The organism is Haloferax litoreum (assembly GCF_009674605.1).
Classification (GTDB): domain Archaea; phylum Halobacteriota; class Halobacteria; order Halobacteriales; family Haloferacaceae; genus Haloferax; species Haloferax litoreum.
In genome coordinates this window covers 141,169-167,014 of the sequence record NZ_WKJO01000002.1, presented here as the reverse complement: position 1 = coordinate 167,014, position 25,846 = coordinate 141,169, and the positions used below count along the sequence as shown (strand labels likewise).

The window sequence follows — 25,846 nt, the reverse complement described above, 5'->3', positions numbered from 1 at the left end:
CCGTTTCACTCATCGTCTCCGGGTCGAACCCCCGTCAGTCGAACGCCCGCGCGGCCAGCGCCACCGCGAGGAGGCACCCAAAGAAAAAGAGGACACCCGGTTCGACCACATCGAAGACGAACCAGCCGACTGCTTCTCCCGGACCCGCACTGGGATTCCATGAAGCTGGCTCGATTGCGCCGCCTCCGACCGGTGTCCGCAACAGACGCTCCGCTCCCCACTGGACGAAGAGCGCGGCGAGTGCGAGCACCCCGATACCGGCGACGAGGTCCGTAATCGACTGTCGTACCCGAGTTCGGCGTTCTCCGTCACCGACGAGGACGATTGGGTCGTTCGCCGGCGCGTACACCGACATTTCGTTTCCCTTCTCAGAGTACCGGACGTCGATAGACTCGACGAGTTCCGCTTCCTGGAGCGCCGAGAGGTGATAGTGGACGTTTTGGACCGACGTGTCGAGGTGCGTCGACAACACGGAGGGTGTCGTCGGTTCCTCGAACAGTGCCTCGAGGATTTTTCGCCGAGTCTCCGATGAGAGCGCGTCGATGACTTCGCCCGTCTCCTCGGAGTGGACCTCGATTACCCGCGGGCGCTCGTCGGCAGTCGGGGTCTGGGGTTGCAGTTGGTCGATGAGTCCAGACATTGTTGCTGGGTGATATGTGGAGCCCTGTTACTAATCCCTACCTGTAGCTCAAGCGTGTGTTTGAACTTTCGTTCGTCGCTGTCGATACCGCGCGGACCGGTGCGATGAGGCCGTGACCGCCAGCGTGGTCGACACCGTCTGGGCCGACGTCGGTTGCCGTGGTCTCCAAGAGTGCTTCGACCGCGCGTGGTGAGAGCTCCGGGTGTGCATCGAGGACGAGCGCGGCGACTCCAGCAGCGTAGGGCGCGGCGGCCGAAGTTCCGACGAACGACTCACCCGTGCGGATGGCCGACATGCGGTCGGGGGCGACGATATCGATTCCGAGTCTCCCGTCTTCCGTTGGTCCACGAGCACTAAACGGTTCGATTCGCCGTGCGTTGCGGTCGTACGCGCCGACAGAGATGACACCCCGGGCAGTCGCAGGGGCGACGACGCTTCCCTTACTATCACCATACTGGAGGTGAGTGGTCGGCGAGACAATCGTCAGTCGGTCACCAGTCGCCTCTGACGGCCCACGAACTACGAGAAAGTGTTGACCGGGGTCGACGCGAGTGACGAGTCGCTGGGTCCGAGAGACGCCCTCGACCGGCGACGAACGGGCGACGAGTTCGGTCTGTCGGCCGTCGGTCCGGTATAGTTCGAGGACGTACCTCCCCCCGGATTCGGTGTCATCCGTGATACGAGTAGCACCCCGGGTAGCGTCGTTGTCACCGTCTCTGCTCTTGTCCCACGAGAGCCACACTCGAACCGACCGCGTGTCTCCCTGCAAGAAGTTACGCGTCCCACCCTCGAAATGGAGGAGTTCGTTCCTCGTTCGGTCGTATCGCCCGGACCAGTGGCCGCGGGCGACGTTGCCGGCAGGTGCGACGAAGACGGTGTCCTTCCTGACCGCGCTCATCGCTGCACGAGACGCGGGTGAGCTGCCGTCACCGGCACGCCCGAAAAAGGAGACTGGTGCGACGATGACGTCTACGTCCTCTTCTACGAGCCACGCGATTGCTGCGCGATAGCCTGCGACATCGTCGAACGACGCTAGGTAGAGGTCAGCATCTGGGGCGACGTGAGCGACGACTGCTGCAGAAGCGGTACCATGGGTGACGTCGCCGTTATTGCTGCCGAACGTGCGTGTCGCGGCGACCTGACCGTTGAGCGCCGGGTGGTCGGTATCGAATCCGGTTACGTCGACCACGCCGACGGTCACGTTCGACCCGTTGTAGCCGCGTTCGTGGAGGCTCGCGATTGCGGGGTCAGTCGACGCCGTCGTCGCGGGTGGCGACTGCTGGGTGGGTGCTGTCGTGATGGCGAGGACGCTAATTGCGACCGTAAGTGAGAGCACGGTGAGACAGCCGACGAGGAGAGCAGGTCTCGATTTCGGGTCCGAGAACATCCCGATTCGGTCGATTCATATCATCGAGTCGTCAAAACTCTGCTGGTGTCGATGTCCGCACGAACGTCTAAGCCTCGGTTTGGACGTGTATGCGGTCAGCACATTTGTTGCAGATTTCTCGTCCGCTTTTTCGGGTACCAAGCCTCATTACGATAGCCACGAATCCAATAACGTATGTTCCGGCAGGCCCGTGAATACGGTCCGGTCTTCTTGATACCGCTGGCGTGGGGGTTCGTGACGGCCGCACATCTTGGCGTCGTTAGTTCGTCCACGCTGTTCATCGCTCACGTCGTGATGGCGGCTCTGCTGGCAGTGTTTGCTGTGACCGGACGCCAAGACATGCGGGAGGGCGTCCTCTACACGTGGTGGTTGGTAATCGCAACAGGGTTCGTTGCAACGGTCACCGGTGCAGTCGGCTTTCGTATCGGGTCTTCGGGACCGTTCTTCCAAGGCGTCGCTTTGTTCGGGTGGATGCTCCTGCCCGCCATCGGGTTCGTCGATACCGGACGGCGTGTTTCTGAACGTGCTTGGGTGTACTTCGGTGGTGCGACTGCGTGTGTGGTCGGTGCGGCGACGTATGCTCTCGGTCTCTTGGGTACTCTGCCCGTTGGTCTGGTTGTCGGCCTCGTGTTGGTCGGTGCCGGACAGACGCTTGCAATCATCGACGCTGCCTTCGGGTACGATGCAATCGACACCGACCGTGGTGTCTCCGATGGCGGTTCGGCCTGACTACGTCACGTTGTGATTGTCGACGTTCTCGCTCTCTATGGCCCACCTCGACAAACTCCAGACAATTACGATTCAGTTCATCTCTTCGTTGAAAACTCGGCGTTTTCGTCTATCCATTCACAGAAAGCATCGAAATCGTGTGCTCCGTCACTCTCAGCGATGCTCCGGAGCGTCCCGGTACGGAGCTCGCTATGAAGTGGGACAGTCACCTGTCGGCGGTCTGCTTCGTTCGTCGGGTGTTCGTAGTACAGTTGAGCGTGGTCACCGGTCGTTCGTCGCCACTCGATTCCGCCGACGTTGACCAGCACTTTCACGACCTCTATCCCGGAGAACGTTCGCCGCTCCATCGATTAGTCGAGCACGTCCGGGGTTTCTTGGTCGCCTGTGGTGTTGTTCGCGGGGTTGATTCCCAGCGCACGAAGTTCTTCGTCCGTCGGTTCGCGGCCACGTTCGCCGGTGTGGACTGCGACAGCATCGTCGAGGTTGTCCAGCGCTTCTTCTCTGGACTCCCCCTGCGTGGTCACGCCCGTATCGACGTCCCTCGCAATCCACCAGCCATTTTCTTGCCAGAGACGAATCTCGCCTTCGTTGGTATCGCCGTTACGAGTCGAACTGGCCGTCTTACCCCTCGTTGCCGGATGAACTGGATAAGCATTCGGCATACCACTCTCACGGCGAAAATGAAAACGTGATTTGTTCGGGAACGGGTGAGCGTGATGACCGACTCGCGCTCTCTATGCAGCACGTCCACAGGAAGCTCTCTGAACGCTGAGAACTTGTGTGCAACACACAGAGAGTGCGTCGTTCACCGCACAAGAGGTTTAACGGCGTGTGAAATAGCCCCATTATGGAACAATCTCTGTTCACCTATCTCAAAGGGATTGCATTCCTCGTTTCGATATTTCTGTTACTGTACCCCCTCATTCTTCTCTTCCAGGTGCTTACGGGGACAGTAACAGAATCTCTCGGTCAGATTGCGGTTCTTTCAGTCCTGTCCCTTCTCGCATGGGCATGGATAATTCGGCTCTATCGAACTGCCAATCTTGATAGAGTCACGATGAAAGCGACCGAGTGAAAACATCGACATAATTGCTGCTTTCGCGCCCTGAGTTCAGCAGGACTACTGAAATCTACTCAAGTTTTGTCAGTAGCGGCGTGCAACACTCAGAGGGTGACCAAAGCCGTACCTCCGTCCGCAATAGCGACGGGGTGACACACGAGAAACGGAGATCCCTTCCGGGACGGTTGCCCCTACCAAGGCCACATTACAGCCGCCGCTTGTTGTTCTGGTCGTATGCTCGAAGGTCTTGCTCCGCAAGGCCAACCGTTCGTTCGATGCGCTTTTGCTTTGTTTCGTCCGTCTTTGCCTCCTCGACGGCCGTGATGAACGCGTGCTGGTCAGTGTTCGAGAAGTTCTGGAAGTTCTCCCAGGCAGTCTCGTTCTCACGTAGCGCCGCCTCAAGTTCGGCCGGGATTTCGTGGTCGTCGGCGAGTCGATAGGCATCCGCCCACTCTCCCGACTCCTTCGCCGCTTCGACGAGCTCCATCCCAGCCCGGGTCATCTCCCCCACCTCGACCATCGCTTCGACCCGCTCCTTGTTCGCCTTGGACCATTTGCTGTCGGGTCTCCTGGGCGTGAAGCGACGCGTGTACGTCTCGTCGTCGATGCCCTTGATCAGGCCGTCGACCCACCCGAAGCAGAGCGCTTCCTCGACTGACTCGCCGTAGCCGATACCGGATCGCTCGGCGTCGACCTTGTAGTAACCGACCCACAGTTCCTCGGCCGTGTCGTGGTGCTCTTCCAACCAGGTACGGAACTCGTTGCGAGATTCGAAGAATATCGGAATCATGATTCAAGAAAGACATCGCGTGTCGATAACCCTATTCCGAATGTGGGCGCGTGGGTATTCACAGAGGATTGGAGATGGGACCACGTCTTCGGTAATGCCTTCGCTTCTCCCGACCGCTCTGAACACGTCTTGGAATAGCGACCTCTCGTGCTGCATTCGCGACCTGTATTCAGCACGCCCGCTGAAACCTCACCGGATGCTGTCAGGAGCGGCGTGACACATTCAGAGGCTGAGTGTTTCAAGTTATAGCAGTCAATTACTGTACAGGTTCGAAACTACTTTATTACGAATCGAACTCTCTCGCCTATGGAAGGGTCCCCACTCACTCCCGAGGATGAAGAACTCGTCGAGCACGTGAAAGGAGTCAACAACGAGGCGTTCGACCCAGATTTCTTCGAGGGAGCACACATCGTTGCTGCTGGCGTCAGAACCACAGATGGTGATATCTACGACGGTGTCAGCATTCCGGCGAGCATCGGCCGGGCTTCGATGTGCGGCGAACCTGTCGCGCTCGGGTCGGCAGCCGCCGACGGCCGTTGTCACGACGAAATAGAGACTTGCGTCGCTGTCGCCTACCCGCTCCCGCATCACGACACCGACGAGCAACGGGTCGTCCCGCCGTGTGGCTCGTGTCGGGAGATGTTGGCTGACTTCGACGACGGCCTCCGTGTCATCGTGCCCGTCGACGGGACACTTCGCGTCGTCCCAGCAATCGACCTCCTCCCGACACGAACCTGGTAGTCTCACGCTTGGCCAGTAACAAACTTTCCAGCGCGCGAGGCGACATGTCGGCTTGCTCGTTGAGAGATTCGCGCCCTACGTTCAGCACGGCCACGAAAAGCTATCAACGACGTGGAATTTCAACAGAACCAGTCGAGAGCACCAAGTGAACGCAAGCTCTGCCCGGCTCATACGATTGTACGACGGTGCCCTGCCGAAACCATGTCATTTTCTGATGCATATCGTGGCAGATAGATAGTACGGGTAGAGGGAGCAACCTGATTCGGCACGCAGTGGTGTGGTATTCCTCTACAGATGGATGGTTACTCCGGCACCGGAGGTCGAAATTGCTATGACTCAGCTGAACCGAGCAAGCGTGATACCACCCTCAGCGACCCCGGAAGCGTACATCGCACCGTCAGCGACGGCAGACCCTTTGTAGAATCTCGCGTAGTCAGACTCCAACTCCATCTGTGTCTGAGCGACCGTCTCGCCGGTCACCGCGTCGAGCACGCCCGGGCGGGTACCGTACTCTGACTCCGGGTCGGTGAGTGGCGTATAGACGTGACCGCCACCGACGGCGATGCCGATGCCCCTGGTTTCTCCGTAAGCCGTCGACCAGCACGATGCACCGCTCGTGGTCTCGAGCGCGTAGAGTTGGCGGCCAATATCGACGTACACGTGGGAACCATCGGTCGCGATGACATCCGGGTCTGCCCCAAACTCACGCGTCCAGAGACACTCGCCAGACGTCGCATCGAGTGCACGAACGGTCTCATCACGACTGCCAGCGAAGACGAGGCCGTCCGCGACAGAGACGTTACACTCGATGTGCGCGTCCGTCTTGGCGCGCCAGCGCTCCTCACCGGTCGCCGCATCGACGGCGTAGACGTAGGTATCGTAATCGCCGTAGTAGACCGTCTCGCCAGCGATAGCGGGTGTCGCAATCGTCTCTTCACCCGTCGTGTGCTGCCACCTGACCGTCCCGTCGGTGAGGTCGAGTGCGAGGAGCGACAGTTCGGTCGGGATGTAGACCGTCTCGTCGACGACGACTGGACTCCCCTGAAACAGGTCGGTCTTGGTCTCGGGAGCGGTCCACAGCGTCTCACCCGTCTCTGGGTCGAGTCCAAGGACTGTCGAGTCTGCGAGAGCGACGACCACTTTGTCGTCGACGGCCGGAGCCCCACGTAGCCCGTCGACGCTTCTTTGCCATACTTCCGCACCGGATGCCGCGTCGACCGCGTACAGCATCGAGTCGTACTCGTGTGCGTAGACTCGGTCAGTGGTGGCGACGGGCTGTCCCGCCCCGACCATCCCACCGAGCGTGAACGTCCAGTCGAGCGACAGAGGCGGCTCAGGTGCCCCACTCGCCGGAACGACACCCGTCCCAGCGGGGTCGCCTCTGACTGTCCGCCAGTGAGGCGACCCGGTGACCGTCGGGTCGTACGACTCGCACGCTTCCGACCGACCCGTGCCTTCCCCGTCCGAACCGTCGCCGGAGCGTTGGCTACAGCCCGTGAGGCCGACTGTCGAGCCAACCGAACCGGCAGCACCTACTGTCTGGAGGAAGCGACGCCGGTTCATGCTATCTTCGTCACCCCCTGGCTCTGATGGGAGAGATACAGCGCGTCTGCAGTCACCGAAAGCGGTGCCATCGAGTGCCAAGAGTAGTACCTCGGCGTGTAGTCTGACTCGAGTACCGTCTCTTCAGCGAGGTCACCCCACAGTCTGCTGCCGTCGGAGGGGTCGAACGCGCCTGCCCGGAGGTAGATGGCGTCGTCGGTTACCGCGGGGCGCCCCATGAACGGGATGCTCTTCGCCCACCCGATGGAATCGTTGACGCCGTAGTTGACGACGCGCCACTGCTCGCTCCCGTCACCGATGTCAAGCGCATAGAGGTTCTTCGCGCCGACGTAGACGCGCTCTCCATCGGTCGCTGGTGCACCGGTGTGCCGGTGGCCGACGACGAATCGCCACTCCTGCTCGCCCGTCACCGCGTCGAGGGCGACTATCTGGTCACCCCCGGTCACGAGAACGGTCCCGTCGACGACAGTGGGTGTGTTCGGTGGTCGATATCCAGTTGGGAATCTGTAACGCCACTCCTCGTCTCCCTCGTGGTCGAATGCGACGACGTGGGCGGTTTCGTCCCCGTCGGGGTTCGCTTGGACCGCCACGTAGACACGTGAGTCGTCGACTGCTGGAGCACTGTTGGCGGCGAACGAATTGCCACCGAGGAGGCCGTCCCAGACGTTGGATTGGCTGTACTCCCAGCACTTCTCTCCATCGAGGGTGAAACCGTACACCGTCGCCGACGCGTCAAGGACGTAGACGTGCTCACCGACGACAGTCGGTGTTCGGACCGCTGCGTTGAGTTCCTGTGTCCAGCGTCGTTCGCCGGCCGTCGAGAGAGCGTGGAGCGTCCCCCCCAGGTCTCCGACGAGTATGCTGTCACCCGCGAGTGTCGGGTCGCCGCTTGCCAACGATGGGAGTTCGACACGCCACCGCAACTCACCTGTCTCGTCGTCGAGCGCGACGAGGTAGCCAGGGTAGTCGTGGTCGTGCCCGTCGAACTGTCGTATCGCGACGTACACCGCACCGTCACCGACGATGGGCGAACTGAACCAGCCATTCAACCGCGGACCTTCGCCAGCCTCGCGGTCGGTCCTCCACTGCGTCTCCCCGCTCGACGGCCCAGCAGGGGCATAGGAGGTGTTCGTCGGGTCGTACCCACTCGCCGGCCAGCGGTCGCGTGGTCTGTCGAACGTACTCGTGGGTGGCCCACAGGATTCACCTAGCGCACTGCAACCAGCGAGTGCCACGGCTCCCCCAGTGGCAACCGTGGTCAGGAGGGCACGACGGTTCATTTTATTTTCATATTCTGGAGTGGCGACATATGCGCTTTCTGGTCGATTCGATATGCTACCGAGTGCACGACTGGAAGACGGCCGGGATGCCTCGCGTTCGAACCATCATCCCCCACGGTTCAGAGTGCGCGACTCTCTGGGTTGCTGAGCGACCGGAAGAACCCCTCGCCTCCATCGCTTCGACTTGCTTGCCACTCTGATATCCGCTCACTGCTGGTTCGGAGGTGATTACTAACGAGCACGTTTCTAACAAGTAAGATACTAATAAATTTAAAATATATTGAACCAACTTTACTTCTGATGGTCAAAGATAATAAACACTCTGGTTCCTCGGAATATTCTTCGACATGGGTTGGACGCCGCACCTTCCTGAAGGCTTCGGGCGTAGCCGTTCTCGGAGGTGTTGGCTCGACGTTCACGAGTCAGACGGAGAGGGACACGTCGGTTTCAACTGGTCTCACCGACATTCGTGGGGCCAATTACTTTCCATCGACGGCTTGGAACGCCTATCAGACGTGGGCATTCTACGACAACAGTGTCGTCGAGCGTGAACTCGACATGGCCAAATCACTCGGCCTCAACGCTCTCAGAGTGTTCGCCTCCTACGAGCAGTGGGTGGAGGATGGGCCTTCCTTTTTCTCTCGTATGGAACATTTCCTGTCGGAGTGTGCTGCGCGAGGGATTCGCCCGATTGTGGTCCTCTTCGAAGCGCCCCCGAAAGGAGAACCCACAGAGTACAACCGCACGGCGACTGACCCCACCGAGGCATTCGGCGTTCATTCACCATCCAGACAGATTATTTTGCAACCGAGACGCTGGTCGGGGTACACTCGGTCACCACTCCACTTCGCACGGTGGTGGGCACAGAAATATGCGACCGATTCCCGACTGCTCGCGACCGAGATAATGAACGAACCAGGGGATGTCCAACCCCGCCAAGACTTCGTTCACGACGTGCTTCACGAAGTGCGAAAACACGCTTCCTCTGCCACCCTCACGATGGGCTGTAAGGACTTTCAGTTCAACCACGTGTACGATACGAACGACGAACTCGACGTCCATCAGTTCCACATGAACTTACCTCGGGACTCGAAAGCGGCCGATGCGTACCTCCAAGAGGCTCGTGCACACCGACAGGAGACGGGTAAACCGCTCTGGTGCACCGAGTGGCAGCGAACCCTGACGGGTCCACCGAACCGCTTTTTACCAAACTACACGTCGCTCGCTGCGACCATCGAAAACGCACACGACAATCGGAGTCTCGACGGCGATTTCTTCTGGGGGTTGATGCTCAAGCCAGCATACCTTCGAGACCCCCGGAGCAAAGGACGTGTAAACGGTGTGTTTCACCCGGACGGAACGCCATTCGACGTTGATGATTATGCGGCACTCTCTAACGGCCCTCGGTACTATCCAACCAGTTGGGACACACACTCGTTCCCGTATCCGAACCCGTCAGTATCCGACGACTGATGTCGTGGACTCGGCAGTAGACTATCCTTCTACCTCGGTACTGGAGTGGTCCCTCTTGCACAACTGAACGCCCACTGTCTCTCGAACCCAATCACGTTGATTATTCGTGAAATAGTTAGTACGAACTGAACGGACTGGTAATTATTTACACAATTTTATATCAGATTGGTCCTTTTGTGAACCACCGTCCCCGCTCTCGACAGAATACTCGCTGGGGCACCCAATCTGATTATGACGTATATCATGACACGACGATGCGATGACGTACCAGACGGCCCACCGATAACCCGCAACACGGCGCGAGAAGAGACATGAAAGAGTTAGAGCGAGACCTTGGTCTGCCGTCAGTGCTCGCGATTTCTACTGGTGCGATGATCGGTAGCGGCATCTTCATTCTGCCCGCCCTCGCCCTCGAAATTGCAGGCCCCGCAGTCATCGTCGCGTACGCACTCGCGGGATTACTGGTCGTCCCTGCAGCACTCTCGAAATCGGAGATGGCGACTGCCATGCCGGAAGCCGGCGGCACGTACATCTACATCGAACGCGGGATGGGACCCTTACTCGGGACCATCGCGGGTGTAGGGACGTGGTTTTCACTGTCGTTCAAAGGTGCGCTCGCACTCGTCGGAGGCGTTCCGTACCTGTTGTTGTTGTTCGACCTTCCGCTGAAGCCAGTCGCGGTGGGACTCGCGGTATTCCTGATTCTGGTCAACATCATCGGGGCGAAGCAGACGGGGCGACTCCAAATTGCCATCGTCGTCGTGATGTTGGCTGCACTCGGGTGGTTCGCAGCCTGGAGCGCACCAAGCGTGCAGGCAGCGAATTACGCGAATTTCTTCGACGCCGGTCTCTCTGGCCTGCTCGCTGCCACTGGTCTCGTGTTCGTCTCCTATGCTGGTGTCACGAAAGTGGCGAGCGTCGCCGAAGAAGTCGAGTCACCCGGTCGGAACATCCCGCTCGGAATCCTCGGTTCACTCGTGTTCACCACGCTCCTGTACATCGCAATCGTGGCAGTGCTCGTCGGCGTGACAGTGCCGGGGTCGGTTGCAGGTTCACTGACGCCAGTCGCCGTCGCCGCAGAATCCACCCTCGGACAAGCCGGCGTCGTCGCAGTCATCCTCGCTGCAGTGCTCGCGCTTATCTCCACAGCGAACGCCGGCATCCTGTCTTCGTCTCGATACCCACTCGCGATGAGTCGTGATTTGCTCGCGCCGCCGTCGCTCTCGTCTGTGAGCGACCGCTTTGGGACGCCCATCCCCGCAATCACACTGACGGGCGTCGTTTTGCTCGTGCTCATCGCGTTCGTCCCAATCTTGGAGATTGCGAAGTTGGCGAGTGCCTTCCAGATTCTCGTGTTTTCACTCATCAACGTCGCTGTCGTAGCGTTCCGTGAGGGGAGCACAGAGTACGACCCGGAGTTCACTTCTCCGCTCTACCCGTGGGTGCAGGTGTTCGGTGTCGTGACTGGTGTGTTGTTGTTGACCCAGATGGGTCCCGTCGCGCTCGTCGGTGCCTTCGTAATCGTGGTCGGAAGCGTCGCGTGGTACTTCGCCTACGCTCGGTCACGCGTGAACCGTTCGGGCGTCGCGACGAACGCGATTCGCCGTCAAGTGAACAAGAACGCCGTGACCAACGTCGTGTCGGCGACTGACGAACACACGAAAGAAGTGCTCGTCGCATTCACGAAAGACGTCGGTCCCGAACGTGAACGAGCGCTCGTGGACTTCGCCGCTGACCTCGTCGCTCGTGACGACGGACGAGTCGTCGCCGTTCGTTTCGACGAAGTCCCAGACCAAGTGCCACTAACAGAACACCTCACGGTACAGTCTCCCTCTGACCTCTCTTTCGAGGCTCGAATGTCGGACTTCGCGGCGGACGCCGCGGTCGCTATCGAGGCAGACGAAATCGTCAGCCACGATACGAAACATGCTATCGTCAACTTCGCGGAGCACCGCGGCGTCGACACCATCGTCGCCGAGCACGAACCGCTTCGCCTCCAGTCGCGGTTGTTCGGCGACCCCATCGATTGGGTCGTCCGGCACGCCCCCTGTGATGTCGTCCTCGTCGACAACCTCGGCTACGACGAACCGAAGCGAGTGGCACTCGCTGGCGCAACCAGCCCGTATTCCCCACTCGCAGTCAGTATTGCCGAGCGTATCGCGGCGGAAAACCGGGGGACGATTTCGATTCAGAACACGCCGGACGAACCCGACGAGACCGACCAGTGGGAGGCGATAACCGAGTACCGTACTGACCTCGCTGCCGTGTTATCGGTCCCAGTTCGGACGGAGACCCTCTTTACCGATGGTGGCCGTCGTATCCATCCCGACGTCGTTGTGCAACCGAGTCCCGACCGCCGAATCAGAGCTGCCCTCCTCCGGACGGTGTCGTCGACACCGAGTCACAGCTGCACGACGTTGACGGTGTACTCGCATGCCTCTCGTCGACCTTCTGTGGGCGAGCGACTCCTCGAACGTCTCGCGTTCTGAAGCCGTATCGAGGACGTTGACGGTGAACTGCCGCACGTCGTCGCGTTCTCTTCCCACTTCTTTGACTGATAGTTTTCTGCTCAGAATAGATCGCTCGGAGAGCATTGACAGATAAAAATTGGACAACGTCAAATTACACTGTCTCGTATTGGAGTATCTCGAACTGGATGTCGAGACTCTCACTCGGAAATTTTCACGACCTGTTTCCCGATGTTGTCTCCAGAGAAGAGCCCAAGGAACGCGTCTGGTGCGTTCTCTAACCCTTCGACCACGGTTTCGCGGTGCTTCAACTCTCCAGTGGAAACCCACTTCCCGAGTTGTTCGGACGCTTCACCGAACCGTGTTGCATAATCGCCAATCAGGAGGCCCTGTACTTTGGCACGTGGTGCAATAAGCATCGGGAGCTTTCGTGGTCCCACTGGGACTTCTTCGTCATTGTAGTGTGCGATTTGACCGCAGACCGCGACACGTGCATCGAGATTGAGCTTTGTGAATACGGCGTCAGTAATCGGTCCACCGACGTTGTCGAAGTAAACGTCTACACCTTCTGGTGCGGCGTCGTCGAGGGCTGCTCGGTAGTCATCGGTCGCCTTGTAGTTGATTGCAGCGTCGAACCCGAGGTCTTCGGTGAGCCAGTCCGTCTTTTCGTCAGAGCCAGCGAAGCCGACGACACGACACCCGTTCAGTTTCGCGACTTGGCCGACGACTGAACCAACAGCGCCTGCCGCGCCAGAGACGACGACCGTCTCACCAGGCTTTGGCTCGCCAACTTCGAGCAGTCCGAAGTAGGCTGTTCGACCTGGCATTCCGAGGGTTCCGAGATACGCCGGGAGGTCTGCTATCTCTGAGTCAACAGGTGCAACATCATCTGCGTCTAGGATGCTATAGTCTGCCCACGTTCCGTTCCCAGTGACGAGGTCACCTGATTCGTATTGGTCACTCTCACTCTCGATGACCTCACCAACAATCCCACCGCGAAGAACGTCACCAACGTCCCACGGTTCGGCGTACGATTCTGCGTCGCGCATCCGCCCCCGCATGTATGGGTCCACAGAGAGGTACTTGACACGGACTAAGAGTTGGCCGTGCTTCGGATCTGGGACGTCACCCTCTTGAAGCTCAAAACTCTCTGTGTCTGGCTCGCCTTCTGGTCGTTCAGCAAAGTACCACTCGCGGTTGGAATTGCGCATATTCTGGCTCGGGGCGTTTCACCGAAAGGACTTCTGGAGGCGGGTGCTGTTTCTGGCAAATTGAGATTGGTGAACTCTAGACGACAATTGATACTTGCCGTGTGTGTTCGGTCGTGCGAATTCGTGGCCACCGCAGAAAGGTGAGTAATTGGTGGTCCCTAACAGCCAGCAGGAAATCCGATCATCAAACAGCAAGTGGTTTAGTATTCTTCAAGAAAACGGTGATAGATACCGTGAGCGACCGTTCAACCGACGACACATCTCGATACGAAGCAGTGGGTCTGCTCACTGGGTTTTTCGTCCTCTCGACAGCAGCCGCGGCGTACGAAATCGCACCGGCAAGCGTCTTCCCTGTGATTCAAGCGTCGCTCGGAATCGATGGCAGTACCGCCGGCTTGCTCGTTAGCATCATGTACGCGACTGCAGTCGTCACCAGCATCCCTATCGGTATCGTACTCGACCGGTTTTCGGTTCGACGTGTGGTCTTCTTCGGCGCCGTCGCACTCTCCGTTGCAGGTGCTTGGGGCTGGTACGCGGCCACTGCTGGCGCGTACCTTTCGCTGCTCGTCTCGCGTGTCCTTGGCGGCCTCGCATACGTCATCTTCTGGAATGCAGGTGCGAACGCCGTCGGTAGCGCTGTCGAGTCTCGGCATCGGGCGACTGCAGTTGGTGTGTTCACAGCGAGTGCTCCAGTCGGTTTCGCACTCGGTCAGTTCGGCAGTCCTCTCATCGAAGACGTAGCCGGATGGCCCGCAGTCTTCCCCCTGTATGCCGCTCTCTGCGTCGTCGGCGTCACTATCTTCTTGCTCGCGACCCGGAGGCACGTTCCCGGTGTCGATGCTGCTGCACCCGACAGGGCAGCACTGCGCGAGTTGTTTACCAGTCGAGCGGTCTGGATTGTTTGTGTACTCTGTTTTCTGGCTTACTCGTTGTATCTGTTCGTCAACACGTGGCTCCCGAGCTACCTCGTCGATGCATTCGACGTTTCACTCGCGACGAGTGGCTTGCTGACTGCGCTCTTCCCAGCAATCGGTGCTGTCGCACGGTCCAGTAGTGGGGTCATCTCTGACCGAGTGTTCGGAGGGAAGCGACGTCCAGTTATCCTCTCGTCATTCGTCGTCGCTACCCCAGCCATCGTCGCGTTCGTGTTTATCTCGCAACTCGGGCTTGTCATCGGAGCAGTGGTCGTCGTCGGCTTCGCCATCCAGCTCATCACTGGACTCATCTTTTCGTACATCGTCGAACTCGTTGCACCCACAGTTCGGACCACGGCTGTCTCCCTCCTAACGAGCATTGGCCTGCTTGGTGCGTTTGCCGCACCCATCGTGGCCGGCGCTATTATCGACTGGGCAGGGTATAGCCTCGCATTCTTCGTCGCCGGAGGCGTCGCTCTCATGGGTGTTCTCTTGGCATTACGTGCGCCCGAACCCGGTGGTGACCTGCAAGGAGTATAGTGGTCAATCTGCTCGCTGGGAACTGAAAGTGTCTCGTCCAGTGAGGTACTCCGTTCATCGACTTGTTGCGGGTGACGCCCTTGCTGACGAGCAAACGATTTTCAATTACCATCTCGTGAGTACACGTGGAGACCTGTTTGCCGCACACCCTCCACCCCATGACACGTAATTCGTCGACGCTTGGTCGGTGTCCCGATTGTGGCGAAGAGATCGATGCATCCCAGTCGATCATCGAGTTCGAGGATGCTGATGGGTCGACTGGCGTGTTCGCTGAGTGTTATTCATGCGACGAAGTTGTCCGGCCAGAGTGACGGTTTAGGTCACTGGTTGACTGTTTGTCCTCACCGTACGCTCGCTCACATTCGTAGTCTGACGACGGGAAAACTGGGTTCGTTGTCGTCAGAGACTACTCCTTTAGAACATCGCTGCCTCTCGTGCGAGGAGATACACCTATAACAGACTGCTACCCAACAGGTGCAGTACGCTTGGTCGAATGCAGACGCCCGCTCGGAATCTAACGCTGGTGAACTCGCACACGACTCAGTTAAACCATGCTCAGGGCCACAATTCTATTGGAACTAGACGAAGATTACGTGCTCTCGGACGTAAGTGAACTCGCCGATAGTCCGTTCGTCGTGACTAATTGCGAGGTACTCGGTGAGACAGACATCCGCTTCGTGATCGACGCTGGTGTGCAGCGAGACGAGATGGCCGATACGTTGAGAGCGAGCGACGTCGTTCGGGAGGTCGAATGTGTCGGTGAAGACCAATTACTCATCACCAAACGTTCATCCGGGGCACTTCCGATAATCCGCCAGAATCACGGTATGCTCCAGCGAATGAGTCAATTTCACGGGAGGTCACGTGTCTTCGATATCGTCGTCTTTCGGCGAGCTGACCTCAAGTCAATCATCTCGGGGTTGCGTTCACTCGGGACTGTCGACCTTCGTAAACTGAAGCCTTTCGAGGGCCCGTCGACTCGGCTTTCGAAGCGACAGGCCGAAGTCATCGCTTACGCGGTTGAACATGGGTATTACGATTGGCCGAGAAAGACCACTGTCGAAGCCATTGCCAGCGAATTCGAGTTGACGCGTCCAACTGTATTAGAACATCTCAGAAGAGCAGAAAAGAAGCTTCTCAGTGATTCGCTTGCAGATGCGTCGACGCCGACTCCACCCGAATGAATGTCGTGGCAAAGCGATGATGCTGTCGAGACCGTATCCGTCCCCGCCCCCTGACCCGCTTCCGTATAGAGGCCCGCTCTAATTATTTGACTCACCTAAATACGATGGTTCTTCACACAGTGAATATATAAAGAGCCAACAGGGATAGGCACTACTCCCGTGGCCTCCAGTGGTGTTGGTATGTTTGTAATTCCCATGAAAGATGAGCACCAATCTCACACTGACCGTACCAACACACTACGAAAACCATCACGTCGAAGTTTTCTGACAGCAGTTGGCAGTGCAACAGCGGTGGCAACAGCAGGTTGTCTCGGGGGTGGGTCCGGCGGGTCGAACGAACCAATCCGATACCTCTCGGACCGAGGTGATTCGAAAGAAGTGATGGACGAGATTATCGCCGAGTTCGAAGAGGAGACCGACCACACCGTCGAGATGATATACACGGCCAAGGGGACTTCGTCCGACGCTGAAATGCAAAAGATGGTCGCGGCAGGGAACCCCCCGGACTTACTCTTCGACACCTCGACAGACGCCTACCGACTCCAGCGTGATGGTGTCCTCGCACCTGTCACGAGTGCCGTTCAAGACAACGACCTGCCTGACCCAGTCAATGTCGGCGGAGAGTCGTATTTCGCGGCCGCGATGGTCGAGCCGTTGATGGCTTGGTACCGAAACGACATCTACACTGAACGGCCGTCGTCGTGGAGTGAATGGGTCGAGGCAGCAGGCGAGGTGTCTGCAAATGAATCCATGGAGGGCTACGTCATCCAGTCCGGACAGACGAACAACGCGGATACCCAGATGACCCAGTACCTCTGGCAGAACGACGTCAGTATCTACGGAGGACCTTCTGATGGAATCGAGGTGCAACTCGACAACGATGATAATCGAGCGGCCGCCGTCGAGACGTTCGAATGGATACAATCGATGGCTGAGCACTCCCCAAACGGGTCTGGGTGGGGATGGGGTGACGCCATCGGTGCACTCCAGCAAGAAAACGCCGCAGCCATCGCCAGCGTCGGTGGGCTTCCTGTGTTGACTATTCAGGGCAACCGCCCCGACCTCGTCGAAAACCTCAGTCCCATGGGCTTCCCGGTCCCGGATGGTGCCGGCCAAGACAAGTGGTGGGCGTACATGGAAGGGCACCTCGTCAGAAACGATGGACAAAATACCGAAGGTGCCCAAGCGTTTGTCGACTTCTTCACGCAGTCGTCGCGGTTCTACGACTTCGTCCTGTCGGCACCTCTGTTCCAATTCCCACCCACCAAGGAGCAACTCGATGCGCCCGAAGTAACCGAAAACGAGGTCATCCAGCAGTTCCCCGAAGTGATGGACCTCGTTCGCAACAACTGGGATGCCTTCACCACCGTTCTTGCGACCGGTGACGGTGGAGCACCGAATATTGTTGCCGCTGACGCGTACAGTGAACAGCTCTTCGGACAGGCTGCAGACCAACTTCTAGTTGGTGGACTCACACCCGAAGAGACAGTCGATTGGTTAGCTGAGAAACTTCGCGGGCTTCAATGAGTACGGAACTCAAATCCCGAGTCTCGGCTGCTCAGAGCGCCCTCAGTGAGCGCGAGTTCGATAGCACGACGCTTCTCCTCGCGGCGTGTTTCGTCCCGATGTTCGTGTTCTTCCTCGTTGTGTGGGTAATCCCAATTATCTACGCACTAGGAATGAGCCTGTTTTCGGCCCCGGTTCGGAATCCCGAATTCGTCGGTCTCGGGAACTACACCGCGCTCCTCGGGAGTGCAGAGTTCTGGGGCTTCCTCTGGAACAGCATCGTCTATGCTGTTGCGACGACTGGCCTTAGCCTCGTCATCGGGCTCGGTCTTGCACTCGTAATCAATCAAAAAATCCGTGGTGGCGACGCGCTGCGGACCTTGATGATCTTCCCCTACCTGCTTCCCACACTCGTGGTTATCTTCATGTGGAAGTTCATCTTGGACCCAAACATCGGGATTCTGAATCAGTTCCTCGTCGATGCAGGTTTCATCGACTCGCCTATCGCGTTCTTCTCGACGCTCGAGTTTGCGATGCCTGCGGTCGTCATCACGAGTGTCTGGAAGTTCGCAAGCTTCGCGTTCTTCATCCTACTCGCACGGTTGCAAGCCATCGACCCTGACCTCTACGAACGAGCGCGGGTCGAAGGAGCCACGACGTGGCAGGCGTTTCGAGACATCACGTTCCCACACCTTCGTGGAGCCATCTTGATCATCCTGCTCGTTCGGGGAATCTGGATGTTCAACAAGTTCGATATCATCTACCTCTCGACTCGGGGAGGGCCACTTCAGCAGACGACAACACTCCCGATCCGTGTCTACCAAATTGCGTTCAGCGAAGTCAACTTCGGCATGGCGACGGCACTAGCTGGAATCATGTTCTTCCTCTTAGCCCTCGTCGCGGTGGTCTACTTCCGCGCATTCGCCCCAGAACAGGAGGTTGCATAACATGGCAACGTCGAAATCACGAACGAACGGACTCGTCTCGCACGACACCCAGAAGCGACTCCAGCGGATTGCCGTCTACCTAACGGCACTCCTCATCTCGGTGTTCACCATCATTCCGGTGTACGTGATGGTGGTCATCGCGATTCAGTCGCCTGCAACCACCTTCGCTGGTGGACGAGTGAACCTTCTTCCGACTGAACCGTCGCTCCGCAACTTCGTCGTCCTACTCGGGTCGACTGACACGGTCCGATACTTCGTCAACAGTCTCATCGTGACCCTCGGGTCCACGATCCTGTCGACGGCTATCGCTGTCGCTGCAGGCTACGGATTGACACGATTCGACTTCACCGGAAAATCACTAGCAGCGCGAGCGGTGCTGTTCTCGTACATGTTCAGCCCGATCGTGCTAGCAATCCCACTGTACGTCGTGTTCTCGACGCTCGGATTGCTCAACAGTCATTTCGCACTTACACTTGCGTTGACTGCTATCTCCGCCCCGTTCTGCATCTGGTTGATGTGGCAGTACTTCCAGACGGTCCCAATCGCACTCGAAGAGTCCGCCTGGGTTCGGGGCGCGAGCAGATGGCGTACGGTCAAAGACGTCGTCTTACCCGTCGCTCGACCAGGCTACATCTCCTCTGCAATCTTCGCATTTGCTGTCGCATGGAACGACTTCACCATGGCTCGAGTCGTGATGAGTCGAGACGAGATGTACACGATTACTGTCGGCGCGTCGCTGTTCTTAGACCGCGTCAGCATCGGTTGGGGTGAGACCATGGCCGTCTCGCTTCTCATCGCCCTTCCACCGTTCCTCATCGCACTGTTCCTGCAACGATATCTCCTCCAGGGCTTCAGCGTTGGAGGCCTCGAATAATGGCAACTAGCATCCACTTAGACACCGTCAGAAAGGAGTTTCGCACCCTCGGAAATACTCACGTCGCCGTCGACGACCTCTCACTCGACATCCCAGAAGGGTCATTTACAACCTTCGTTGGGCCATCGGGGTGTGGGAAGACGACGACACTGCGCATGTTAGCAGGGTTAGAGACTCCCACATCCGGGACTGTCTCATTCGGCGACGAGGACGTGACGGACCTCCCACCACAAGAACGAAATGTGTCGATGGTGTTCCAGTCTATCGCACTCTATCCACACATGTCCGTCCGGGAGAACATCGGCTACGGCCTGAAGATACACGGCGTTCCGAAGTCAGAACGAGACGCACGCATCGACGAGGCGGCCGAAGTCCTCCAAATCGAACAGCAACTGGAGAAGATGCCTTCAGAACTCTCTGGCGGTCAGCAACAACGTGTCGCGCTCGGTGGGGCGTTTGTCCAAGACCCGGACGTGCTCCTCTTAGACGAGCCAATGTCTGACCTCGACGCGAAGCTCAAGTCTGACCTTCGCGTCGAAATTCAGCGATTGCACCAAGAACTCGACACGACGGTCGTCTACGTCACCCACGACCAAACTGAGGCGATGACGATGAGCGACCAAGTCGTCCTTCTCCGAGAAGGTGAACTCGCCCAGGTCGACCCACCGAAGCGGTTGTTCGACTACCCCAACTCAGAGTACGTCGCCCAGTTCATCGGCATGCCATCGACGAACGTCGTCGAATGTACTGTGGACGAGCAAAACGGCGTGACCTCTCTCGTGGGTCCCGGACTGACGGTCCCGCTCCCAGCTGAAGTTGGAACACCTGCCTCCGATACTGTCCGGTTAGGGATTCGACCTCAGTATCTCGAAGTCGGTTCGACGGGCTCGTGCACACTCACAGTCGACGTCGAAGTCATCGAGACGCTCGGCACCGAATCCGTCGTTCACGGCCGCCTCGCTGATGGAACTAACTTCGACGTTGTCAGCGACGCAGTCGACGACGTCTCTGCCGGTGACAAACTGGACGTGTCGTTCGACATCGCAGATGCATTCGTCTTCGGTGACGATGGTGACACGATTCTCTTTGGCGCAGAACGCGCTGAGGAGACGTCGGCCACCGGTTCGACTGGGGGCATCGCTTAATGAGCGGTGTCGACGAGGAAGCCACCCAGTCCACGTCCGAAACAGCGGACACAGCTACACAAAACCTCCCGCTAGACGGTGTTCGAGTACTCGAACTCGGACACATCATTGCTGGGCCCTTCTGCTCGATGATTCTGGCCGACCTCGGTGCAGACGTCATCAAAGTCGAACACCCCAATGGGGGTGACCTCATCCGCGGGTCGTCACCCGTCGGAAACAGTTCGTTCAATTACGTCAACCGAGACAAGCGGAGCATCACGCTCAACCTCAAATCAGACGCGGCGCTCGAGGCGTTCTTTGACCTCCTCGAAGACACGGACGTCCTCGTCGAGAACTATGCACCAGGAACCGCAGAGCGTCTCGGAATTGGCTACGAGAGCCTGAAGCAGACGTATCCCGGACTCGTCTACTGCTCGATCAAGGGGTTCAATCCAGGCCCGTACGAGTCGTACCCTGCTCTCGACCCCATCGCCGAGGCACTTTCGGGGATGATGAGCGTCACTGGACACGAAGATATGCCTCCTGTTCGCTCTGGGACGAGCATCGCAGACATGGCTGCATCGTTCTACGGAGCTATCGGAGTTCTCGGAGCGCTGTATCGCCGCAATCAGACTGGTATCGGCTCGAAAGTCACTGCACCATTGTTCGAATCGACTGTTTCGATGATGGGCTACTGGCTTGCATACACTGAAGCCTACGACGATGTCCCCGGGCCGATGGGGGCGTCGCACCCGAACTGGGCACCGTACGACGTGTTCAAGACCGGCGACGACGAGTGGGTCTTTATCGGTCCATCCGGCGAGAGACAGTGGGAAGCACTCTGTGCTGCGTTGGGTCTCGACCTGCACACCGACGACCGGTTTGCCACGCTCGTCGACCGTCGTGAGAACCTCGACGAACTCATGGACATACTGAAAACAGAGTGTCGCTCGTACACTGCGTCGGGCCTCGTGGAAGCACTCCGTGAGGCGGGTGTCCCAGTTGCGAAAGTTAACTCGATGGACGAAGTGGCAGAAGACCCTCACCTCGAAGCGACGGACTTCTTCACTGAAGTCAATACAGCAGAGGGGACAGACCAGTCAGTCAACGTTCCACGGTTCCCTGTCGTTTCGAGTAGTTTCGACCGCCTCGAATCGAACGACCCACCGAAGCTTGGGCAACACACTGAAGCCATTCTTTCCTCGATTGGCTACGACGAGTCTGATATCGATGCCCTTCGCCGTGAGGGAGGTGTCTGAATGGAAGATTCCGCACCTGTCTTGCTCGATGTGACTTGCCGAGAAGGAGAACAGCGGCCTGGGTGTTCGTACACGACCGAGCAGAAGGTCGGTGCCGTCCGCGCACTCGATGCACTTGGCGTCGAATACGTCCAGATTGGATTCCCCGTTGCAGGGCCACAGACTGGCGAGGTTTGTGAACGGGTCGACGTCGACACGAAGCTCACGGGTATCGCTCGTGCAGTCCCTCGAGATATCGAAGCCGCAGTAGACGCTGGTGTCGACGTCGTCGACGTCTTCGCACCGACGAGTGAGCGACAGCGAACAGAACTCCTCGGAAAGGACGAAGACGAGGTTCAGTCGCTGGTTGGTGAAACTGTTGACGCAGCTCACGAGACCGGCCTCGAAGTCCACTTTACCGCGATGGACGGGTTCAGAACCGACCCAACATTCCTCGACGTGATCTTCGATTCGATAGACGCGGAGTATCTCACAATAGCAGATACGGTCGGTGTGAAGACGCCGTTCGAGGTCACGTCGTTCCTTGAGGAACTCTCGACGCCCCCCGAACGCCTCGGCGTCCACTTCCACGACGACCTTGGTGTCGCCGCTGGGAACGCTCTCGCTGCCGTTGCGTACGGCGTGCAGAAAGTAGACGTCTCGGTGGCTGGGATTGGTGAGCGAGCAGGTAACGTACCAATTGAGGAGTTTGTCGTAGCAGCAGCAACCAGCGGTCGGATATCGCTTCCTGAAATCAACGAGTCAGAACTCATCCCGAGTGCGAAGAGCGTTCTTGCAGCACTCGGTGAGTCAGTGCCAGATGAGAAGTCTATTCTCGGAGCAGACGTGTTTTCGCACGAATCTGGGCTTCACACGGCGGCGATGCTCGACGACCCGGCAACGTTCGAACCGTTCGACCCATCGACGTTCGGGGGTTCACGGAACTTATACTTCGGACGGCAAACTGGTGCAGGAGCGGCACGACGGTTGTTGGAACGTATCGACACGAATCCAACTGATGAACGCGTCGAGGACCTCCTTGCAGCACTACACGCGCTTGACGAACCAGTTCTAACCGACGAAGCGATAGTTGTCGCACGGAATCTCTGAGCGGCACAAAGCGGTGACGCACCGTGCCCTCAGGCGAGACACCGAACTTTGGACCGGTTCGATAAAACCACGAAGCTCTCGCGTCTGCAGGCCTAGACGGCTTGTTTGACCGCTGGAAGGAAGGGCCCACCCCAAAACTACACACCCCTAATTCGACGCTTCAGCACCGTCTGATACGGGCAGAAGCCTAGTTGGTTCGTGAGTCCATCACGGGCACACTCGGTACAGAAGTCGACTACTGTGTTCACCCCGACGAATTCCAAGTGAGCACGCAGGAGGCGATAATCCACCCCGACGTTGTCAATTCGAGAACCTCTTTGAGTTGGACGATAGTGGACTCCTGTAATGGAACACGCCCGCGACACGAGCGCCACCTCCACACTCGACACCCGGCGCTGGTGGACCATCGTGATTTTTGCGTACGTTGCCCTCGAAGGAGCTAGTCTCCAGATGCGAGGGTCTGTCGTCCCCGTTCTCCGAGATTCGTTCGGCACACCTGATTGGCTCCTCGGTCTTGTCGCACCCGCAGGAACGATTGGCTTTCTCGTCTTTGTGGCACTCACCGGTGTCGTCGCCGGTCGGGTCGACACACGCCGTCTCATCTTACTCGGCATCGCCGGAACTGGCGTGAGCGTCTTCATCATCGGGTTTACCCCGTCGTTCGCCTTCTTCCTCGCTGCACTGTTCCTTCGGGGAACGTTCGGTGGTGTGGGACGCGGGACCGACCGCCCACTATTGAGCCACCTCCACTCCGAAGACCGTGGAAAGTGGTTCAGTTACTACGACGCCATGTGGGCCGTGGGTGCGACGATTGGCCCACTCATCGTCACCGCTGCACTGTGGCTTGGCGACTGGCGTTTCGCCTACTACACACTCGGTGCGGCGTTTCTCCCAGTCGTGTTGCTAGTCGTGTGGCTCCCCACGCCGACTATCGAAGGAGACGGTGACGACCCACTCACGCTCGACGAAATCAAGCGCGTGGGTCGGCGACCAGAAGTTCTCGTGATGATTGCGGGAATCCTCATGACGACCGGTGTAGAAGGGGCACTCTTCACGTGGCTGACGACGTTCGCTGAGGGTCGTGTGCCTGCCTCCTTCGTCACGGCCTCACTGAGCGTCCTGTTAGTGGCGTACATCCCTGGCCGCTTCGTGGCTGGTGTCTTGTCTGAGCGACTAGACACGGTCACACTCATCTCCGGACTTGCGTTGCTCTGTCTACTGTCGACTGTGTACACGTTCTTCGTCGCAACTGGTGTCGGCATACTCGTCGGCCTGTTCGGCATCGGGTTTTCGCTCTCGGGGCAGTTTCCAACCTTGTTGGCGTACTCGACCGAGGCCGCACCACAACACAGCGCACCCATCAACAGTCTCAGTTTAGTGGTGTCGACGCTCGGGATTGCGGGCGTGCCGGCCATATTGGGCTTCGTTATCTCTGACGCAGGTATCGAATTGGCGATGCAATTGCTCGTGGTTCCACTCGTAGCATTGGTCGGAGTATCGGTGATTGCATGGATTCGGATTGGAACTGGAGTGAACCAGTAGCCCGACAGAGACGCCTCTTATCCGTTCAGACACCGCAGCGGTGCCGCTTCTGTCTTGACGAACCGTTCTCAGGGTCCAAGTGCTGCGATGTCGGCACCGACCGTCGCCAGCGCATCGGCGGGATTCGGGTCGCTGTCCGCCAGATGGGTGTACCGATGGTCTGGGACGGTAGCCAGTGCCGAAGCGATAGCCTCGCTATACACCTCGACGCCCGGTTCTGTCGGGTCATTACCCTGCCAGACGTCGCGGATGACCGTCATCGAGTCGATACGGACTTCCAAGCTGTGCGGGTCGTAGCGGGCCAGCAGTTCCGAGAGACCGAGTTGGAGAGCGACGTATTCGGCGGTGTTGTTTCCCGACCGAGAACCGACGGGACGACCGAGACGTGCGAGTTCGTTCTCTTCGACGTCCATGATGACTGCACCCGCACCTGCCGGGCCGGGATTGCCGCGTGAACTCCCGTCGACGTAGAGGACGAACGAGTCGTCAGTCGGATGAGAGACGGGTGGTCGAGGAATGTCCGTTGCGAGACGGTCTTCGAGTGCTCGACGCAATTCTGCCGAGGTCGTCGCAGGGTCGAAGAGGCCACCGTAACCGGGAACAGCGTCGTCGATGAGCTTGGTGGCCGCTGTCATCTCGTAGCCGACACCTGCGAGTACCTCGTCGACGAGCGTAGCGAGAGGTGAGAGATGTTCGGCAGGGAGCGGTTCGGTAGTCACGTTACTGTTCCCCTCGCGCTTCGTGGTTAAGACTCACACGCCTGAATCGAAATCGCCACACGTCGACTCCTGCTCAGTTTCGGGTCGCTATCAATCACATAAGTTGGTCTTCGCTGAGGACCTCCGGAAGCTCACTAAACGTCGAAATCCGAACGTTGGGTTCTCGATATGGCGTCTCGTCGTCGTTTTCGATCCACACTGACGTCATCCCGAGTGCCTCGCCCATCAGCAGGTCCTCGTTGTACTCGTCGCTGACGAAAGCGACTGGTTCGTCCTCCTCTGGGAGGCACTCGAAGTACCCTTTTGGATGGGGCTTCGCCCGTTGGAGGTCCGAGGAGACGACGAGTTTATCGAAGCACTCAGCGACGCCATGCTCCGAGAGAACGGTTTCGATCCACGGGCGCACCATGTTTCCAAAGAGGACGAGTGTGTGCTCGGCTGCGAGCTCCCGGAGGATGTCGACGTGTTCCTCGGGGAACTTGGGGTCGAGCCACGTCTTTTCGAGGTACTCGCGGCACGCATCGTGGGATGCCCCCGTGAGCTTCGAGAGGAGGTCGACGTATTCCGTCGTGCGCTGGATGAACCCATCACGAAATGCGAAGTAGGCGAGCCATCCAGGATATGGTTCTGTTTCGGGGTCGACGCCGAGTATGTGCGCTTGTTCGCGTTCGTCGCCGTGCTCGACGATGACGCCACCGTAATCGAGGATAAGGTGCATTGGGAGTTTTTGAACTTACTATACAGTATTCAATCTGTCGTGTACATCGACATTCTTCGTGGTGCCACAGATTCGACCGGTAGCAGTA

At 58.3% G+C, this 25,846-nt stretch carries 24 protein-coding genes; 14 read left to right on the top strand and 10 right to left on the bottom strand.

Features of this window, described 5'->3' with window-relative positions:
* Positions 1 to 34 precede the first annotated feature (34 nt).
* On the bottom strand, positions 35 to 640 hold the full coding sequence (locus GJR96_RS16160) for an ArsR/SmtB family transcription factor (RefSeq protein WP_151164395.1): 606 nt from the start codon (positions 638 to 640) through the stop codon (positions 35 to 37).
* A gap of 37 nt (positions 641 to 677) precedes the next feature.
* Complete coding sequence (locus GJR96_RS16155; protein ID WP_225317769.1) at positions 678 to 1,976, bottom strand: S8 family serine peptidase; 1,299 nt, start codon at positions 1,974 to 1,976, stop codon at positions 678 to 680.
* A 225-nt stretch (positions 1,977 to 2,201) separates the two neighbouring features.
* Between GJR96_RS16155 and GJR96_RS16150 the strand changes: the two genes are divergently transcribed.
* Positions 2,202 to 2,756, top strand: a complete 555-nt coding sequence (locus tag GJR96_RS16150; RefSeq protein WP_151164389.1) for a hypothetical protein — start codon at positions 2,202 to 2,204, stop codon at positions 2,754 to 2,756.
* A gap of 77 nt (positions 2,757 to 2,833) precedes the next feature.
* Here GJR96_RS16150 and GJR96_RS16145 read toward each other — a convergent pair whose 3' ends face one another.
* The 3 genes from GJR96_RS16145 to GJR96_RS16135 all read right to left on the bottom strand — a co-directional run bounded on the left by GJR96_RS16145 (position 2,834) and on the right by GJR96_RS16135 (position 4,606).
* Positions 2,834 to 3,103 (bottom strand): type II toxin-antitoxin system HicA family toxin, encoded by a 270-nt coding sequence (locus GJR96_RS16145; RefSeq protein ID WP_151164386.1) that lies wholly within the window; start codon positions 3,101 to 3,103, stop codon positions 2,834 to 2,836.
* 3 nt (positions 3,104 to 3,106) lie between these two features.
* On the bottom strand, positions 3,107 to 3,418 hold the full coding sequence (locus GJR96_RS16140) for a type II toxin-antitoxin system HicB family antitoxin (protein WP_151164384.1): 312 nt from the start codon (positions 3,416 to 3,418) through the stop codon (positions 3,107 to 3,109).
* A gap of 603 nt (positions 3,419 to 4,021) precedes the next feature.
* Entirely contained in the window at positions 4,022 to 4,606 is a 585-nt protein-coding gene (locus tag GJR96_RS16135) for a YdeI/OmpD-associated family protein (protein WP_191965912.1), read from the bottom strand.
* Between the two features lie 306 nt (positions 4,607 to 4,912).
* On the opposite strand from GJR96_RS16135, the gene GJR96_RS16130 reads away from it, so the two are divergent.
* Positions 4,913 to 5,347, top strand: coding sequence for a cytidine deaminase (locus tag GJR96_RS16130; protein ID WP_151164381.1), 435 nt, complete (start codon positions 4,913 to 4,915; stop codon positions 5,345 to 5,347).
* A 336-nt stretch (positions 5,348 to 5,683) separates the two neighbouring features.
* Here the strand turns inward: GJR96_RS16130 and GJR96_RS16125 are convergent, their stop codons facing one another.
* The gene (locus tag GJR96_RS16125) at positions 5,684 to 6,910 is read right to left on the bottom strand and encodes an outer membrane protein assembly factor BamB family protein (RefSeq protein WP_151164378.1); all 1,227 of its coding nucleotides are present in this window, start codon (positions 6,908 to 6,910) and stop codon (positions 5,684 to 5,686) included.
* A complete protein-coding gene (locus GJR96_RS16120; protein WP_151164375.1) occupies positions 6,907 to 8,190 on the bottom strand; it encodes a PQQ-binding-like beta-propeller repeat protein in 1,284 nt (427 codons plus the stop codon). The genes GJR96_RS16125 and GJR96_RS16120 overlap by 4 nt, the downstream gene beginning before the upstream one ends.
* A 300-nt stretch (positions 8,191 to 8,490) precedes the next feature.
* Here GJR96_RS16120 and GJR96_RS16115 point away from each other — a divergent pair, with 300 nt between their 5' ends.
* Both GJR96_RS16115 and GJR96_RS16110 read left to right on the top strand, forming a co-directional pair.
* Positions 8,491 to 9,663, top strand: coding sequence for a cellulase family glycosylhydrolase (locus tag GJR96_RS16115; protein ID WP_151164373.1), 1,173 nt, complete (start codon positions 8,491 to 8,493; stop codon positions 9,661 to 9,663).
* A 311-nt stretch (positions 9,664 to 9,974) separates the two neighbouring features.
* Entirely contained in the window at positions 9,975 to 12,152 is a 2,178-nt protein-coding gene (locus tag GJR96_RS16110) for an amino acid permease (RefSeq protein WP_151164371.1), read from the top strand.
* A 179-nt stretch (positions 12,153 to 12,331) separates the two neighbouring features.
* On the opposite strand, the gene GJR96_RS16105 is transcribed toward GJR96_RS16110, so the two are convergent.
* Entirely contained in the window at positions 12,332 to 13,342 is a 1,011-nt protein-coding gene (locus GJR96_RS16105; protein WP_151164369.1) for an NADP-dependent oxidoreductase, read from the bottom strand.
* Positions 13,343 to 13,575: 233 nt separating this feature from the next.
* Here GJR96_RS16105 and GJR96_RS16100 point away from each other — a divergent pair, with 233 nt between their 5' ends.
* From GJR96_RS16100 to GJR96_RS16060, 10 genes are all read left to right on the top strand, one after another.
* The gene (locus tag GJR96_RS16100) at positions 13,576 to 14,796 is read left to right on the top strand and encodes an MFS transporter (RefSeq protein ID WP_151164366.1); all 1,221 of its coding nucleotides are present in this window, start codon (positions 13,576 to 13,578) and stop codon (positions 14,794 to 14,796) included.
* A gap of 158 nt (positions 14,797 to 14,954) precedes the next feature.
* Positions 14,955 to 15,107, top strand: coding sequence for a DUF7837 family putative zinc-binding protein (locus GJR96_RS18615; protein WP_449271783.1), 153 nt, complete (start codon positions 14,955 to 14,957; stop codon positions 15,105 to 15,107).
* A 240-nt stretch (positions 15,108 to 15,347) separates the two neighbouring features.
* Positions 15,348 to 15,980: a helix-turn-helix domain-containing protein gene (locus GJR96_RS18325; RefSeq protein ID WP_151164363.1), complete on the top strand. Its 633-nt coding sequence runs from the start codon at positions 15,348 to 15,350 to the stop codon at positions 15,978 to 15,980.
* Between the two features lie 291 nt (positions 15,981 to 16,271).
* Positions 16,272 to 17,507: an ABC transporter substrate-binding protein gene (locus GJR96_RS16090; protein WP_151164360.1), complete on the top strand. Its 1,236-nt coding sequence runs from the start codon at positions 16,272 to 16,274 to the stop codon at positions 17,505 to 17,507.
* On the top strand, positions 17,504 to 18,433 hold the full coding sequence (locus tag GJR96_RS16085) for a carbohydrate ABC transporter permease (protein ID WP_151164357.1): 930 nt from the start codon (positions 17,504 to 17,506) through the stop codon (positions 18,431 to 18,433). The genes GJR96_RS16090 and GJR96_RS16085 overlap by 4 nt, the downstream gene beginning before the upstream one ends.
* Position 18,434: 1 nt before the next feature.
* Positions 18,435 to 19,307: a carbohydrate ABC transporter permease gene (locus GJR96_RS16080; protein WP_151164355.1), complete on the top strand. Its 873-nt coding sequence runs from the start codon at positions 18,435 to 18,437 to the stop codon at positions 19,305 to 19,307.
* Entirely contained in the window at positions 19,307 to 20,452 is a 1,146-nt protein-coding gene (locus GJR96_RS16075) for an ABC transporter ATP-binding protein (RefSeq protein ID WP_151164352.1), read from the top strand. Before GJR96_RS16080 ends, GJR96_RS16075 begins: the two co-directional genes overlap by 1 nt.
* On the top strand, positions 20,452 to 21,690 hold the full coding sequence (locus GJR96_RS16070; protein WP_151164349.1) for a CaiB/BaiF CoA transferase family protein: 1,239 nt from the start codon (positions 20,452 to 20,454) through the stop codon (positions 21,688 to 21,690). The genes GJR96_RS16075 and GJR96_RS16070 overlap by 1 nt, the downstream gene beginning before the upstream one ends.
* Complete coding sequence (locus GJR96_RS16065; RefSeq protein ID WP_151164346.1) at positions 21,691 to 22,779, top strand: LeuA family protein; 1,089 nt, start codon at positions 21,691 to 21,693, stop codon at positions 22,777 to 22,779.
* A gap of 345 nt (positions 22,780 to 23,124) precedes the next feature.
* The gene (locus tag GJR96_RS16060; protein ID WP_151164342.1) at positions 23,125 to 24,321 is read left to right on the top strand and encodes an MFS transporter; all 1,197 of its coding nucleotides are present in this window, start codon (positions 23,125 to 23,127) and stop codon (positions 24,319 to 24,321) included.
* Positions 24,322 to 24,389: 68 nt separating this feature from the next.
* Here the strand turns inward: GJR96_RS16060 and GJR96_RS16055 are convergent, their stop codons facing one another.
* Both GJR96_RS16055 and GJR96_RS16050 read right to left on the bottom strand, forming a co-directional pair.
* Complete coding sequence (locus GJR96_RS16055; RefSeq protein ID WP_151164339.1) at positions 24,390 to 25,040, bottom strand: ribonuclease HI family protein; 651 nt, start codon at positions 25,038 to 25,040, stop codon at positions 24,390 to 24,392.
* Between the two features lie 94 nt (positions 25,041 to 25,134).
* Positions 25,135 to 25,758: an HAD family hydrolase gene (locus GJR96_RS16050; RefSeq protein WP_151164336.1), complete on the bottom strand. Its 624-nt coding sequence runs from the start codon at positions 25,756 to 25,758 to the stop codon at positions 25,135 to 25,137.
* Positions 25,759 to 25,846: the final 88 nt, after the last annotated feature.

What these genes read in the sequence shown, in the direction of transcription:
- GJR96_RS16105 (WP_151164369.1), bottom strand. Translation starts at nt 13,342, where the DNA reads ATGCGCAATTCCAACCGCGAGTGGTACTTTGCTGAACGACCAGAAGGC.
- GJR96_RS16120 (WP_151164375.1), bottom strand. Translation starts at nt 8,190, where the DNA reads ATGAACCGTCGTGCCCTCCTGACCACGGTTGCCACTGGGGGAGCCGTG.
- GJR96_RS16075 (WP_151164352.1), top strand. Translation starts at nt 19,307, where the DNA reads ATGGCAACTAGCATCCACTTAGACACCGTCAGAAAGGAGTTTCGCACC.
- GJR96_RS16080 (WP_151164355.1), top strand. Translation starts at nt 18,435, where the DNA reads ATGGCAACGTCGAAATCACGAACGAACGGACTCGTCTCGCACGACACC.
- GJR96_RS16130 (WP_151164381.1), top strand. Translation starts at nt 4,913, where the DNA reads ATGGAAGGGTCCCCACTCACTCCCGAGGATGAAGAACTCGTCGAGCAC.
- GJR96_RS16070 (WP_151164349.1), top strand. Translation starts at nt 20,452, where the DNA reads ATGAGCGGTGTCGACGAGGAAGCCACCCAGTCCACGTCCGAAACAGCG.
- GJR96_RS16085 (WP_151164357.1), top strand. Translation starts at nt 17,504, where the DNA reads ATGAGTACGGAACTCAAATCCCGAGTCTCGGCTGCTCAGAGCGCCCTC.
- GJR96_RS16110 (WP_151164371.1), top strand. Translation starts at nt 9,975, where the DNA reads ATGAAAGAGTTAGAGCGAGACCTTGGTCTGCCGTCAGTGCTCGCGATT.
- GJR96_RS16135 (WP_191965912.1), bottom strand. Translation starts at nt 4,606, where the DNA reads ATGATTCCGATATTCTTCGAATCTCGCAACGAGTTCCGTACCTGGTTG.
- GJR96_RS16160 (WP_151164395.1), bottom strand. Translation starts at nt 640, where the DNA reads ATGTCTGGACTCATCGACCAACTGCAACCCCAGACCCCGACTGCCGAC.
- GJR96_RS16150 (WP_151164389.1), top strand. Translation starts at nt 2,202, where the DNA reads ATGTTCCGGCAGGCCCGTGAATACGGTCCGGTCTTCTTGATACCGCTG.
- GJR96_RS16145 (WP_151164386.1), bottom strand. Translation starts at nt 3,103, where the DNA reads ATGGAGCGGCGAACGTTCTCCGGGATAGAGGTCGTGAAAGTGCTGGTC.
- GJR96_RS16125 (WP_151164378.1), bottom strand. Translation starts at nt 6,910, where the DNA reads ATGAACCGGCGTCGCTTCCTCCAGACAGTAGGTGCTGCCGGTTCGGTT.
- GJR96_RS16115 (WP_151164373.1), top strand. Translation starts at nt 8,491, where the DNA reads ATGGTCAAAGATAATAAACACTCTGGTTCCTCGGAATATTCTTCGACA.
- GJR96_RS16050 (WP_151164336.1), bottom strand. Translation starts at nt 25,758, where the DNA reads ATGCACCTTATCCTCGATTACGGTGGCGTCATCGTCGAGCACGGCGAC.
- GJR96_RS16140 (WP_151164384.1), bottom strand. Translation starts at nt 3,418, where the DNA reads ATGCCGAATGCTTATCCAGTTCATCCGGCAACGAGGGGTAAGACGGCC.
- GJR96_RS18325 (WP_151164363.1), top strand. Translation starts at nt 15,348, where the DNA reads ATGCTCAGGGCCACAATTCTATTGGAACTAGACGAAGATTACGTGCTC.
- GJR96_RS18615 (WP_449271783.1), top strand. Translation starts at nt 14,955, where the DNA reads ATGACACGTAATTCGTCGACGCTTGGTCGGTGTCCCGATTGTGGCGAA.
- GJR96_RS16065 (WP_151164346.1), top strand. Translation starts at nt 21,691, where the DNA reads ATGGAAGATTCCGCACCTGTCTTGCTCGATGTGACTTGCCGAGAAGGA.
- GJR96_RS16060 (WP_151164342.1), top strand. Translation starts at nt 23,125, where the DNA reads ATGGAACACGCCCGCGACACGAGCGCCACCTCCACACTCGACACCCGG.